This is a genomic window from Gordonia sp. 852002-51296_SCH5728562-b (genome assembly GCF_001665475.1).
GTDB lineage: Bacteria > Actinomycetota > Actinomycetes > Mycobacteriales > Mycobacteriaceae > Gordonia > Gordonia sputi.
Window position 1 is genome coordinate 36,261 of record NZ_LZMI01000061.1, and the last position, 13,713, is coordinate 49,973.

The 13,713-nt window shown below is 66.8% G+C and carries 13 protein-coding genes; 6 read left to right on the top strand and 7 right to left on the bottom strand.

Annotated features, from left to right (window positions below; genetic code table 11):
• Positions 1-37: 37 nt before the first annotated feature.
• Together serS and A5766_RS10810 are read right to left on the bottom strand one after the other, a co-directional pair.
• Positions 38-1,306 (bottom strand): serine--tRNA ligase, encoded by a 1,269-nt coding sequence (gene serS, locus A5766_RS10805; protein ID WP_064904710.1) that lies wholly within the window; start codon positions 1,304-1,306, stop codon positions 38-40.
• A gap of 54 nt (positions 1,307-1,360) precedes the next feature.
• Positions 1,361-1,756, bottom strand: a complete 396-nt coding sequence (locus A5766_RS10810) for an ankyrin repeat domain-containing protein (protein ID WP_039855714.1) — start codon at positions 1,754-1,756, stop codon at positions 1,361-1,363.
• Positions 1,757-1,820: 64 nt separating this feature from the next.
• On the opposite strand from A5766_RS10810, the gene A5766_RS10815 reads away from it, so the two are divergent.
• The gene (locus A5766_RS10815; protein ID WP_039855690.1) at positions 1,821-3,113 is read left to right on the top strand and encodes a septum formation family protein; all 1,293 of its coding nucleotides are present in this window, start codon (positions 1,821-1,823) and stop codon (positions 3,111-3,113) included.
• Between the two features lie 14 nt (positions 3,114-3,127).
• On the top strand, positions 3,128-3,478 hold the full coding sequence (locus A5766_RS10820; RefSeq protein WP_005206192.1) for a metallopeptidase family protein: 351 nt from the start codon (positions 3,128-3,130) through the stop codon (positions 3,476-3,478).
• Positions 3,479-4,027: 549 nt separating this feature from the next.
• Here the strand turns inward: A5766_RS10820 and A5766_RS10825 are convergent.
• Both A5766_RS10825 and pheA read right to left on the bottom strand, forming a co-directional pair.
• Positions 4,028-4,699 (bottom strand): histidine phosphatase family protein, encoded by a 672-nt coding sequence (locus tag A5766_RS10825; RefSeq protein ID WP_005206191.1) that lies wholly within the window; start codon positions 4,697-4,699, stop codon positions 4,028-4,030.
• Entirely contained in the window at positions 4,699-5,682 is a 984-nt protein-coding gene (gene pheA / locus A5766_RS10830; RefSeq protein ID WP_039855688.1) for a prephenate dehydratase, read from the bottom strand. The genes A5766_RS10825 and pheA overlap by 1 nt, the downstream gene beginning before the upstream one ends.
• A gap of 238 nt (positions 5,683-5,920) precedes the next feature.
• On the opposite strand from pheA, the gene A5766_RS10835 reads away from it, so the two are divergent.
• The 4 genes from A5766_RS10835 to A5766_RS24680 all read left to right on the top strand — a co-directional run bounded on the left by A5766_RS10835 (position 5,921) and on the right by A5766_RS24680 (position 12,016).
• Complete coding sequence (locus A5766_RS10835) at positions 5,921-6,724, top strand: DUF2470 domain-containing protein (protein WP_039855686.1); 804 nt, start codon at positions 5,921-5,923, stop codon at positions 6,722-6,724.
• 762 nt (positions 6,725-7,486) lie between these two features.
• Positions 7,487-8,302 carry a CPBP family intramembrane glutamic endopeptidase gene (locus tag A5766_RS10840; RefSeq protein WP_039855685.1) on the top strand — a complete coding sequence of 272 codons (816 nt, stop codon included), beginning with the start codon at positions 7,487-7,489 and terminating at the stop codon, positions 8,300-8,302.
• Positions 8,303-8,849: 547 nt separating this feature from the next.
• A complete protein-coding gene (locus A5766_RS10845) occupies positions 8,850-10,037 on the top strand; it encodes an LCP family protein (RefSeq protein ID WP_231894617.1) in 1,188 nt (395 codons plus the stop codon).
• A 485-nt stretch (positions 10,038-10,522) separates the two neighbouring features.
• Positions 10,523-12,016: a MinD/ParA family ATP-binding protein gene (locus A5766_RS24680; RefSeq protein ID WP_414652006.1), complete on the top strand. Its 1,494-nt coding sequence runs from the start codon at positions 10,523-10,525 to the stop codon at positions 12,014-12,016.
• A 17-nt stretch (positions 12,017-12,033) separates the two neighbouring features.
• On the opposite strand, the gene A5766_RS10855 is transcribed toward A5766_RS24680, so the two are convergent.
• From A5766_RS10855 to A5766_RS10865, 3 genes are all read right to left on the bottom strand, one after another.
• Positions 12,034-12,591 (bottom strand): RNA polymerase sigma factor, encoded by a 558-nt coding sequence (locus A5766_RS10855; RefSeq protein WP_005206179.1) that lies wholly within the window; start codon positions 12,589-12,591, stop codon positions 12,034-12,036.
• Positions 12,592-12,716: 125 nt separating this feature from the next.
• A complete protein-coding gene (locus A5766_RS10860; protein WP_005206178.1) occupies positions 12,717-13,148 on the bottom strand; it encodes a hypothetical protein in 432 nt (143 codons plus the stop codon).
• An 81-nt stretch (positions 13,149-13,229) separates the two neighbouring features.
• Complete coding sequence (locus A5766_RS10865; protein ID WP_005206176.1) at positions 13,230-13,646, bottom strand: CD225/dispanin family protein; 417 nt, start codon at positions 13,644-13,646, stop codon at positions 13,230-13,232.
• Positions 13,647-13,713: the final 67 nt, after the last annotated feature.

Sequence of the window (13,713 nt, forward strand, 5' to 3'; positions counted from 1 at the left end):
GCGACCAGGTCGCCGTCACACCACGCGTCATACCGCGCTACTGAGTCTTGGCGTGGGGCTTGAGTACGTCGGTACCGACGAACCGCGCGAGTTCGTCGGGCAACACAACCGAACCGTCGGCCTGCTGATGGTTCTCCAGGATCGCAACGAGCCACCGCGTGGTCGCGAGCGTTCCGTTCAGCGTCGCGGCGACCTGCGGCTTACCCGACTCATCGCGGTACCGAATAGACAGGCGACGCGCCTGGAACGTCGTGCAATTCGACGTCGAGGTCAGCTCGCGATACGTCTGCTGCGTGGGAACCCATGCCTCACAGTCGAATTTGCGTGCGGCCGACGACCCGAGGTCGCCTCCGGCAACGTCGATGACCCGATACGGGACGTCGATCGCGGCGAGCATCTCCTTCTCCCAGCCGAGCAGTTTCTGATGCTCGGCGGCGGCGTCCTCGGGCTTGCAGTAGACGAAGCCCTCGACCTTGTCGAACTGGTGCACGCGGATGATGCCGCGCGTGTCCTTGCCGTAGCTACCCGCCTCGCGTCGGAAACACGTCGACCATCCGGCGTAGCGCTTCGGGCCGTCGGAGAGGTCGATGATCTCGTCCATGTGGTAGCCGGCGAGCGGCACCTCCGACGTTCCGACGAGGTAGAGATCGTCGTCCTTGTCGAGGTGGTAGACCTCATCGGCGTGTGCGCCGAGGAAGCCGGTTCCGCCCATCACTTCCGGGCGGACCAGCACCGGCGGGATCATCAGCGTGAATCCATTGGCCGTGGCCTTCTGCGCGGCCATCGTGAGCAGTCCGAGCTGCAACATCGCGCCCTGACCGGTCAGGAAGTAGAACCGCGAGCCGGAGACCTTCGCGCCACGCTCCATGTCGATGAGGCCGAGCGACTCACCGAGTTCGAGGTGGTCCTTGGGATTCTCGATCTCCCGCGGCTGACCGACGTGCTCGAGAACGACGTAGTCGTCCTCGCCTCCGGGAGGCGCGCCCTCGACGATGTTGGAGATCGCGCGCTGCGCATTCGACGCGGCCTCGTCTGCCTCGTTCTGCCGCGCGACCGCAGCCTTGACCTGATCGGCGAGCTCTTTGCCCTTGGCCAGCAGCGCTGCCTTCTCGTCGCCGGACGCCTTGCCGACCTGCTTACCGAGCGCCTTCTGCTCGGAGCGCAGCGAGTCGGCTTCGACGATGGCTGATCGACGCGTCGAGTCGGCGTCGAGCAGAACGTCGACGAGGCCGGGGTCTTCTCCGCGGACGCGCTGCGAGGCGCGGACGAGGTCGGGGTCGTCGCGGACGATTTTGAGGTCGATCACGCCTGTCAACGATACTGGAGCGTCCGGCGGGCGGATCGTCGGACGTTGCCGCGCCTACTGCCAGTGCCCGCGATAGTCGGCTCGGCCGAACATCGACGCCGCGTCGTCGGCGCTCGGGGTTCCCGCGAAAGGGTCGGCTCCGGCCTTCACCAATGCCGCGACGACGTCGTCGAATCCCTTGAACACGGCACCCGCAAGGGGCGTCTGGCCCTTGTCGTTGGCGAGGTCGGCGTCGGCGCCGCGCTCGGCGAGAGCGGTCACCGCCTCGACGTTCCCGTGGTAGGCGGCGAGCATCAGCAGCGAGTCACCCGACTGATTGCGCAGGTCAACGGGCACTCCGGCGTCGAGGTAGGCGGCAAGCGATGCGGCGTCGCCCGAGCGGGCCATGTCGAAGAGTCGTCCGGCCAGTTCCTGGACGTCGGCACTCGGTTCGGGGTCGTCTGCGCTCACCCGTCCGAGTCTAAGCACAGGTATCGGCGCACCCGGACGCTCGGAAAGTGCATGATGGATGCCGATGAACGACGATCCCGACAAGGTGTCCGACGACGAGACGCCCGACCCCTCGGCGACCGACCACGTCGAACCGGTCACCGAGCAGCTCGAGCCGGTCACCGAAGAGTTCGAACCCATCGCCGACGAAGCGGGTGTTGAGGCTGGGGCCGGTGAGAGTGACCGACCGGAGGCCGAGCGACCCGTCGCCGACGACGCCGCCACCGCAGAACCCACGCGTCGACGCGGGGTGACTGGAGCGCTCGCCGCGAACCCGATGCGGGTGGTGCTGGCGGCGATCGTGATCGGTGCGATCGTCGCGGGCGGCATCGCGTTTGCGCTCGGCTCGTTCACCGACAACGGGAACGTCGGAAGCACCGACATCGGCGAGAACGAGCGCCTGACACAGAACGCGTTCACTCGGTCGGTCGCGGGCGACTGCCTCGATTGGCCCGACGGGCAGCCCGGCCAGCCGTCGAAGGTGGGGTGCGACCAACCGCATCGCTTCGAGGTTGCCGGTCCGCTCAACACCGCGGTCCTTCCCGGATCGGAATTCGGCGACTCCGCGGCGTGGCCCGGCGCCGAGCGATTCGCCGCGATCCGCGACGAGCAATGCCCGGTCATCGTCGACGACTATCTGCAGGGCAAACTCGATCCCCAGGGGCGCTTCTCCGTCGGCATGATGTTCCCCTCACAAGCGCAGTGGGACAAGGGCGCTCGCGAACTACGCTGCGGACTGCAGCAGACCGGCAAGGGTGGTCAGCCCGACCAGGTGACCGGCCGCGTCGTCGACAACGACCAATCGTTCTCGTGGCCACCGGGCACGTGCATCGGTATCGATCAGCAGACTCGACGCCCCACGGTGCCCGCCACGGTCGTCGGCTGCAGTGAGCCGCACGCGTTCCAGACGACCGGCATCGTCGACCTGTCTGCACGTTTCGGCAACCGGACGTCGGGCAAGCCGTGGCCGCAGATCGACGAGCAGAACAAGTTCTTGGCCGGAATCTGCCCCGCGCAGGCGCAGCGATTCCTCGGCGGCAAGGAGAAGCTCGACGCCACCACGCTCAACACGCAGTGGTCGGTGATCAGCGAGCCGAGCTGGCTCGCGGGCAGCCGCAAGGTGGTCTGCTACATCGGGTTGCCCGACCGCGGCGGATTCGCGACGCTCGTCGGCGACGCGCGCCAGACACTCCTGATCAACGGCAAGCTCCCGGCACCGCCGCCGCAGGCACCCCCCGGCCGAGTCCTGCCCACACCGGTCCCACTACCGCCCGGCATCCAACCGAACCCCGAAGAGGTCCCCGCCCCCGCGGGCTGATCAGGAGTACACCCATGCCCGTCGCCATGTCCGACGACGAGTTCGAGGGCCTGGTGTCCGATGCACTCGACACCATCCCGAAGGAACTGACCGACGCCATCGACAACGTGGTGATCCTCGTCGAGCCGAACAACCCCGAGTTGCCGAACATTCTCGGGCTGTACTCGGGCGTCGCGCTCACCAGCCGCGACCACGACTACGGCGGCTTCCTACCCGACACCATCACCATCTACCGCGAGCCGATCCTCTGGATGTGCCACACCCGCGAGCAGGTCGTCCACGAGGTCGCGGTCACGGTGATCCACGAAATCGCCCACCACTTCGGCATCGACGACGCCTGGCTCCACGCGCACGGCTGGGGCTGAGGGTAGGAGCGCGGCGCGTCGGAGTTGGGCGCGGGCCGGGGCGCGGAGGTCGCGCCGCGTCGCGCAGAAACTAGGGGAAAGAACCTTTCCCCGACTCTTGTGCCTTTGCTCGAGTTGTTTCTCGCGCAAGGGCACGGGACCCGGGGAAGAGCCACGCCAGCGCGCTGGAACTAGGGGAAGAGTTGCGCGACGTCGCGCAGAACCCCGCCGACCTGCACGGCGCAGCGCTGAACCCGGCGGTGGGTGCACCGCGCCGCGCAGAAACTAGGGGAAAGATTCTTTCCCCGACTCTCGTGCCTTTGCTCGCGTTGTTTCTCACGGAAACGTACACAACCCGAGGAAAGAACCCTTCCCCTACTTCCCGCACCCCTACTTCCCGCACCCCTACTTCCCGCACCCCTACTTCCCGCACCCCTACTTCCCGCACGACGGCGCGCACGCCCCGCGGGGCTGAACCCCCAGCGGCACAAACCTTCCCCTACTTCCCGCGCGTCGGAGCGCCGGCACGGCCCGCCCCGGTCCCACGCAACCGCCGCGCGCCCCGGCCACCTACCCCATCGGGTCGGCGACGAGGGGCTCGTCGACGAGTGCGAACGGGGCGCGGGTGGCGCCCCAGCGGTGCGGGACCCACAGGCCGTCGGTGTACTCCAACTCGACGGAGCCGGTGTTGGGCAAATGCGTTGCGGCAGCGAACTTTCCGTCGATGCCCGCGAGGTGTGCGGCGACGAGTCGAATCGCCGCGCCGTGGCTGACCAGGTACACGTCGCGGGCGTCGGGTCCGCTGAGGTAGCGCTGCGCGAGATCGGTGACCGCGGGCAGGTACCGCTCGAACACCATCGTGAGCGACTCGCCGCCGGGGATCGGGGCGTCGGGGTCGCCCGAGTACCAGCGGTCGAGGATCTCGCGGAAGGCGCCGTGCGCCTCGTCGTCGGTGCGGTCCTCGAGCTCGCCGGCCTGCACCTCGTGCACCCCGGGCACGACTTCGGCGTCGGCGCCCCACACCGACGCGATGACCTCTGCGGTCTGCTGGGCGCGCGTCGCCTGCGAACTCAGCAGCACCGGCCCGGCGTCACCGGTGCGCTCGACCTGATTCTCCAAGCCGTACCGAACTGCTTGTCGCACACCGAAATCGGTGAGCGCGGCGCCGGGTAGTGCGGTGTCGAGTCGACGCATCACGTTCGACGTTGTCTCGCCGTGGCGAACCAAATACAGACGGGCCATCAGTCATCACCATCCTCGACATCTCCATCTCCTCGACGCATCGCCGAGACCCACTCCATGCCCGGTCGATGATCCGGCGGCGGCGAGCCGATCACGCCGCGCGCCGTCCACGACCCCAGATACACGATGTGCTCGGCGTCGCGATAGAGCGCTTGAAGCGCTTCGGCCACCGCGTCGTCGTCGATATGTCCGACGGCATCGAGGAAGAATCGATACTGTCCGGGATTGGACTCGCCGGTATCCGGATCGCGCCGAGGTCGAGATTCGATTCGAGTGAGATCTATTCCACGCGAAGCGAATTGATTCATCGCCGACATGAGGCTACCGGGCTCGTTCGGCAGTTCGAGGATCACGGCGGTGCGGTCGGTGCCGGTCGGCGGCGGAGGCGACACCGGTCTGCCGACGAGGAGGAATCGCGTCGTGGCGTCGACAGCATCCGACACGTCGTCGGCGATCACGGTCAGCTCCGACAGTTCTGCTGCCAGGCGCGTGGTCACCGCGGCGTCGACCTTACCGGCGGCAACATCTTGTGCCGCACCGGCATTCGATGACGCGATGACGAATTCGGCTCCCGGATAGAGCTTTTCGACGGAGGATCGGACCTGAGCCGACGCGACGGGGTACGCGGCGATCCGTTTCACCTGCGACGCATCGATGGCCGTGGGAGCGGCGATGGCGAATGCGACGTCGAGCACGGTTTCGGCGACGACCTGCACACGCTTGGAACCGTCGGGGACGAGCGCGTCCATCGTCGCCGGTACCGATCCCTCGAGCGAACTCTCGATGGGGACGCACGCGAAGTCGGCGTCTCCGGCGCGGACCATCGCGATCGCGGCGGCCGGACTGGGCGCCGCCACCTTGGACACCTCGTCACTGTCGTCGCGGCGCGGAACCCCTGCGGCGCCCGTTTCGGTCGCGAGGATCTTGTCCAACGCCATCTCGGTGAAGGTCCCTGCCGGACCGAAGTACGCGAACACTGACACGACCCGAGCTTAGTCGACACAAAGTGAACATCTCCCTGACCTGCGCAGACAAACCGTCGACCGTCGACGAAACGTCGAAGAAGCGCCCGCTCGACGCCGAGCGCTGCACCGAAAGCGGCAGCCCCCTCGTCAGATTCCACGCGATTGCAACCATTGACGGATCACCCGAAGCGACTTTAGGTTAGGGTTACCTATTATGAGCTGGACAGCACATCAGCCGACCGGGAGTGAGTACCGCATGACACGAGCCGTCACCGACAGACCGACGGACGCCGAGGTCATCGCCACCGCATGTCGAAGGGCGGGAAGCGCGATGCTGGCCGTCGAATCACCCGTCGAGCCGTCGCAGAGTGCACTGCACAGCCACGAGGCCGACCTCGCCACCCCGACCCAGGTCGACCTGGTCCACCTCTTCGACACGCAGGCGTTCATCCTGGTCCCCACCGGGGGACCGGCGATGCGAGCGGCCGTCGAGAGTCCCGACGGCTTGCCCGCGATGGTCGAGGTCACCGACTGCGCACCCATCGACCTGCGCGAACGGGTCCGCTCCCTGATCTGGCTCAACGGACGCCTGCACCACGTCCCGGCCAATCTCGAACGCGACCTCGCCGTCGAGATCGCCACCGAGCACCCCGACGAAGGACTCCTCGACATCGGTCACGGGCGGTCGATGATGCGACTGCAGATCGAGACCGCCGTTGTCGCATGCGGCGCGGGTGCGGCGTCGGTCGCCGCAGACGAACTCGCTCGCGCAGAGCCGGATCCGTTCTGGGAGTACGAGAACGACTGGATCAGTCACCTCGACGCCGCGCACGCCGACATCGTCGACCAACTCGCACGTCGACTTCCGCGTCACCTGCGGCAGGGCCGGGTACGCCCACTCGGACTCGACCGCTTCGGACTACGGTTCCGCGTCGAGGGTTCGGCCGGCGACTCCGACGTCCGACTCCCGTTCCCCCATCCGGTGAACGACGTCAGCGAGTTGTCGCGAGCACTGCGCAACCTGGCCGGCTGTCCGTTTATGAACAGCCTGCCGGATTAACTAGACCACCCCCGCCCAGTCGAATCAGAAGACCCCCTCGTCTAGATCGACTGGACTGCCAGGGCGCGCGGTCGGGAGGGCTGCCCGACCGCGCGCCCGACTCTTCCCCGGGTTCCAGCGCGGCCGCGCGACTCTTCCTCGGGTTTCAGCGCGGCCGCGCGACTCTTCCCCGAGTTTCAGCGCGGCCGCGCAACTCTTCCCCGAGTTCCAGCCCGCTCGCGCAACCCTTCCCCCAGTTCCAGCGCGGCCGCGCGACTCTTCCCCTAGTCGCTTGCCCTTCCGCGCGAAACAAATCGAGCAAAGGTACAAGAGTCGGGGAAAGAATCCTTCCCCTAGTTTCTGCACGACGGCCCACACCCACAGCGGCGGTCAGCCCACCGCCGCGCAACTCTTCCCCGGGTTCCCGACTGACGGCGCGACCCTTCCCCGGGTTCCAGCGCGGTCGCGCAACTCTTCCCCGAGTTCCCGACTGACGGCGCGACCCTTCCCCGGGTTCCAGCGCGGCCGCGCGACCCTTCCCCTAGTCGCTTGCCCTTCCGCGCGAAACAACTCGAGCAAAGGTACAAGAGTCGGGGAAAGAACCCTTCCCCTAGTTTCTGCACGACGGCAACGCACCCCACGGGGTCCAGCTCGCCGCCGCGCACTCTTCCCCTAGTTTCTGCGCGACGGCCACGCACCCCCACGGGGTCCGGCCCACCCGCGCGACCCTTCCCCGGGTTCCAGCCCAACCCCGCCCCAGCCCGGCGCCGTAGGCTGTCGGCCATGGTCGACGTGAGGCGCGGGGTCGGTGCGATCCTCCGACCAGCGCCGCAGCGAGTCGTCGAGGTGGTCGACGACCCCCGCGAGCGGCGTGCGTTGATCGTCGAACTCGTCATCGTCGGCGTGCTGACCTTCGGTTTCTCGGCGATCTCGGCGATCCTCTCGCTGATCGAACTGCAGCTGACCAGCGGTGTCGGCAACGCGACGGTCGCACTCAATCCGAGCCGCTCGTCCGTCGGGCTGATCGATTTCCTGCGGCAGCTCATGAGCGTGCTACGACTATTCGCGATCGCCGGACTGGGCGTCTATCTCCTCTGGCGGTCCGGCCTGCGCCTGCGCACCGTGGGACTCGCCCGCCTCAGCGGCCGCGACGTCCCGCCGGGTCTTGTGCTCGCTGCCGCGATCGGACTGCCCGGGTTGGCGCTCGTCGCCGCGGCACGAGCTCTCGGAATGAACGCTCACCTCGTCCCCAGCGAGGTCGACGGTCCGTGGTGGCATTGGCCGGTGCTGATCGCCATCGCAATCGGCAATGCCGCCGCAGAGGAGATCATCGTCGTCGCCTACTTCATCACGCGGCTGCGACAGCTCGGCGCGTCGGAGAACGCGTCGTTGGCCGCGAGCGCCCTACTGCGTGGGGGTTATCACCTGTACCAGGGTGTCGGCGCGGGCATCGGGAACGTCGTGATGGGTCTCGTCTTCGGGCGCTACTACCAGCTCGCCAACCGGGTGTGGCCGCTGGTCATCGCGCACGCGGTGATCGACGTCGTGGCGTTCGTCGGGTACGCACTGCTCCACGATCACCTCGGTTGGGTCGGCTGAGCACACGCGATCGGCCCGTGCGCTGTGTGAATGACGCTTGGTGCCCAGGCGCCCGCGTACATTTGATCTGATGAACGAGCCAGATCCGCGCTACATGCGGCGCCGCGGTGGTCCGTCGCCGCACGAGCAGCAGCCGCGGAATCCGGCGCCCGTGCCGCCTGGAAGAGACCGCGCTCCCGCAGGTCAGCGGCGAAATCCCGCACCGCAGCCGCCCGCTGACCAACGACCTCGCACTCCCGCACCGCATCCCGCTCGCCAGGGCGACCCACGGCAACAGGGACAGCCTCGACGTCCCGCGTCCCCAAACGGCGCCCATCCAAACGCCGCACCCCCGAACGCCGCACCCCCAAATGCCTACGACCCGACCCGCCAGGTGCCGGGGGCCAACGGAAACGATCGGGGTCGACGCGCTGCGGAGTACCAGCCACCGTTGGCGTGGTCGGCGGCGCCCGATCGTGCCCGGCCCCCGCAACCGAGTCCTCGACGCCCCGCGCCTCCCGGACCCTCACGACAGCCCTCCCCGCGCGGCGCAGATCACGCCGGACCCGTGAACCCCAAGCCCTCGCACGCCGCGGTCGGCGCAGCAGCGGGTGCAGCGGCGGGTGCCGGTGCCGCACGCGCGTACGCGCGTACGCAAAAGCCCGAGCCGGTGTCGCCCGACGACCGCCGGTCGCGCGGCGGATCGTCTGCTCCCCCGCGACGTCCGGATCGTGGTCAGACCGCAGCCCCCGCGTCGCCAGCTCGACGCCGCATGCCGAAGTTCCGTCGACCGAAGCTCGGCCGACCCAGACGCATCGGCAGGATCATCCTGATCATCCTGCTCGTGATCGTCCTCGGGTCGCTGGGACTGTTCTTCTACTACGACAGCAAACTGCACCGCGTCGACGCTCTGCCCGGTTACGCTGGCCGTCCCTCCGACACCCCCGGCACAACCTGGCTGATCGTCGGCAGCGACTCCCGCGAGGGATTGACCCAGCAGCAGAAGGACAATCTCGCGACCGGCGACAGCGACGGGTCACGCACCGACACCATCATGCTCGCGTACAAGCCCCCCAGCGGTAAGGCCACGCTGATCAGCATCCCGCGCGACCTCTACGTCCCGATCCCCGGTCAGGGCAGCTACAAGATCAACGCGGCCTACAACTTCGGCGGTCCGCAACTGCTGGCGAAAACCATAGAGCAACTCACCGGCATCCGGATCGACCACTACGCCGAGATCGGCTTCGGCGGGTTCGACACCCTCGTCGACGCTGTCGGCGGCGTGAACATCTGCATCGACCAATCGCTCCACGACCCCAAGGCGGGACTCAACCTGACCAAGGGGTGTCACGATCTCAACGGGCAACAGGCGCTCGGTTTGGTCCGCACCCGAGCATTCCCCAACGCCGACCTCGAGCGCGTCGTCAATCAGCGAAAGTTCTTGTCGGCCTTGATGTCGAAGGCCACCAGCCCAGGCGTGCTGCTCAACCCGTTCCGCCTGTTCCCGTTCATCAGCGGTGCGGTCGACGGCTTGACCGTCGACAACTCGACGCACCTGTGGAACCTGGGCATGCTCGGGTGGTGGCTCAGCGATGATCCGATCACCACGACCACACCGACCGGCGGTCCGGAACAGACCGACGACGGCGACTCACTTGCCGTGGGAGACAACACCAAACAATTCTTCGACGCCATCCGCTCGGGCCAGCAGATACCGAAGGACCTGCTGTCCGATCAGGGCGGCGCGATCGGGTGATCGGGTGATCGGGTGATCTCGCACGATCACACCTGGGGACCGGCTGGTTGTTGGTCGGCCACTCCGACCCGATCGAAATTAGGACTGCGCCGTCCGCCGCTCGAACCCCGCGCAAGGCCTTTCGCGCGACCGCTCAAGATCGCTGGCCACAGAGCGCAAGATTTTGTACTCGGACTTCAACATCCCGACGGGCTCATCCCTTTGGAAGTGCACCTCCCGGCTCGAAGCCCTCGATTGGCTGAAGCACTGTCATTGCCCCGACAGTGTCTGCACGTCCGGCACGCTGGCCCAGTCACCTACTTTCGATTCTCCGCGCTCGCCACATGCGTCCATTCCCAACCGGCCGACTTCGGCACGGATATTCGCACTCCAGCGCTCACCCTGGGTCACGCAACTGCGATTCAGCGCCCTCAGGAGACACCACTGTATTGTCGGGTCCGAACCCCGACATTGCGAGGCCAAACGTGACGGTCAACAACAACCAGGTGCCTACCGTACCCCCATGGCTGGGTGGCGGTACTCACGTCCCGCCACCTTCGATCGACGACGACGACGTCAACCAATCAGACACTGAGCAATACCAGCAGTCGCGTTCCGGTGGCGAGGAATCTGATGTCCGGGCAACCGTAGGTCCGGTGGTGCCGCCGACGCCGAACGTGCCCATACCACCCCCCGGCCAGCATCCGACAGTTCCTGAGGCCACGTCTGCGCTACCGCAAACGCCGCCAATTCCCTCGTGGGTCCCGCTGCCAACAACCACGGAGCGTCGGCCACCTACTGATCCGACTCACGCAGTGCCACCTCAATCACTGCCACCACACGCCGGCCCCCCGTTTGCCGCACTTCAACAAGGGCCGCCCCAACAGACCCCACCCGAGCAAGGCCAACCGCAGGGTGTACCCCATCAGTTCGGGGCCCCCACAGGATTCGGTGTCCCAACAGCATTCGGGGCCCCCACAGGATTCGGAGCGCCGCACTTCGGCGGACCCGTTGCGCCGCAGGATCAGTACGCACCCGGACTCGACTCCGGCATGCTCCTCCGCAAGGCACGTCGACCACCGCGATCGGGCTGGCGACGCACGGTGCACCGCATCTCCGGAGGCACGATCAGCCCCAGCGAGTCGCGCGCAACGGTGTATCACGACGAATTGGTCAGGCAGCTCAATGCTCCGGTCCACGGAGACTTCCGGATCGCGGTGCTGTCACTCAAGGGAGGCGTCGGAAAGACAACCACCACAGTGGGTCTCGGCTCGACGTTCGCCAGTCTGCGAGGCGATCGCGTGATCGCCGTCGATGCCAACCCCGACCTCGGGACGCTGTCACAGCGTGTTCCGCAGCAGACATCGTCGACGGTGCAAGACGTTCTCCTCGACGAGCAGATCCACCGCTACTCCGATGTCCGACGACACACGTCACAGTCTGCGAGTCGACTGGAAGTCCTTGCCTCCGAACGTGATCCGGCCACCGCAGAGACGTTCGACGAGCAGGACTACCGCACGGTGATTCAGGTTCTCGAGCGCTTCTACAACATCATCCTCACCGACTGCGGAACAGGACTGTCGCATTCGGCGATGGACGGCGTCCTCGACCTCGCGCACTCGTTGATCATCGTCTCGACGGCCGCCCTCGACGGTGCACGCAGCGCCAGCGCGACCCTCGACTGGCTAGAAGCGCACGGCTACGGCCACCTGGTGTCACGGGCGATTGTCGTCCTGAGCGGACCCCGACGTGGCAGCGCCAGCATCGATCTCACCCAACTGGCGCAACACTTCCTCGCACGAACCCGTGCCGTGCAGGTGATCCCGTTCGACGACCACCTGTCCGAGGGTGCAGAGGTCGATCTTGATCTCCTTGCCAAGTCGACGCGGCGCGCGTTCGTCGAATTGGCCGCAACTGTCGCTGAGGATTTCGCTCTTCTCGGCGACCACCGTCGTCGTGACTACGTTGATCCGCGGTCAGCACAGCCCTGGCAGCAGTAACGACATCCGAACGCGCGCTATGGCTCCACGGTCGTGTTGACGCGGAGATACTGTGCGAGCTGTGTGCGACCACGGTTGAGCCTGGATTTCACCGTCTGCACGCCGACGCCCTGATGCTCGGCGATGTCGGCGTAACTGAAGTCACCGAACTCGCGCAGAACGACGGCCTCACGAATATCGTCGGAAAGTTGTTGCAGCGCATCGCGTAACGCATCGCGCAGCGCGATTTGCTCGTCGAACCGAGGGGCCGAGTCATCGGCGTCGAGCGTCACCGGCGCCTCGGGATCGCTGAAGTCGGTGAGCGTGGTGTTCGCCTTACGCTTGCGGATCAACGCGAGCGCATTGTTGGCTGCGATCCGGTGCATCCAGGTGGAGAATCTCGCCTCGCCGCGGAACTTGTCGAGGTTGCGCCACGCGGCGAGCAGCGTCGCCTGGAGCGCGTCCTCGGCGTCGTGCTGGTTCCCGCAGATCTGCAAGCAGACGGCCCAGATCTGGTTGCGATGGGCGTTGACCAGATCCGCGAAGGCGCGTTGGTCGCCGTCGCGGGCAGCCATCACGAGTGCCGCTTCGTCCACAGATGCTCTCGATCAATCACACGCCTGCGCACCGGTGACGGGTGCCACCGGTGCGCAGACTACGTACGTTGTCCAGTACTTTGCTCATTGCGCTTGCTTCCCGCGCGTCATGCTTGTCGGTCGATTCACAGGTGGTAGTCGCCCCCGTCGTGATGTCCACTACCACCGTCGTGATCGCCGTAATCGTGGTCGGCGAGGTCGACGTCGTGGCCGGTCGAATCGTCGTGCTGCAACGTCGGATCGTCGTCGTGCAGGACCGCGGGATCGGCCGACACCGCACCGCCGTCGTTGTGGCCATCGCCGTTGTCGTGGCCGCCGTCGTTGTGACCGTCGTGGTTCTGGCCGTCTTCGTGATAGATGCCGTCCTCGACGACAACGCCGTCGTCAGCCGGCACGACGGGCTCGTCGTCCATGTCGGGGACGGTGCTGTCGTCGGCCGGGGCGTCGGACTCGAATGCTGCGTACAGCGCGTGCTCGAACACTCCCGGCGGAGGGGCCTGCACGTCGTCGGGCGAGATGCCCAGCGCAGTCAGGATGGAGTCGTCCTCAGCGCTCATCCGTGTCTCCTTCGTTCGTAGCGGGCGGCTGTTTGTTCGACTGCGCGCCGGCTTTCTCGGTTAGATGCTGCCAGGTGCGTGTCAGGCGCGGTAGGCCGACATCGATGACACCGCCGATGCGATCACCACGACGTAAAGCACGATCGACAGCACGAACAGTACCGCGAACGCGATCAACGAGTACTTTCCGAGCTTCTTCGCCTGGTCGGACGCGTGCTGCGCGCCGACGCGGTCGCCGGAGAGCCAGAGCGTCGCGACACTGCCCGCATTGCTGAATGACGCGAAGGCCAGCGGCCAGAAGAAGAGCAGCGCCGCGGCCGCCCAACCCATGTTCGACGGCGGGCACGACGTCGACGGGTTCTCCTGCAGCGATGGGCGCTGCACGGAAGCCGCATTCAGGTCACGACCCGATGGCCGCATCACGGTGGTGCGGCCGTCGAGTCCGGCCTGGGTTGCGCCACGGTAAGCGGGCATCGGCTGGTTCTGGCTGGGGTACATCGCGTCTCCTCAGATCGTTCGGCGCGCTTCTCGCACCGTCAGAGATTGGATGCGCCGACACCCTCCG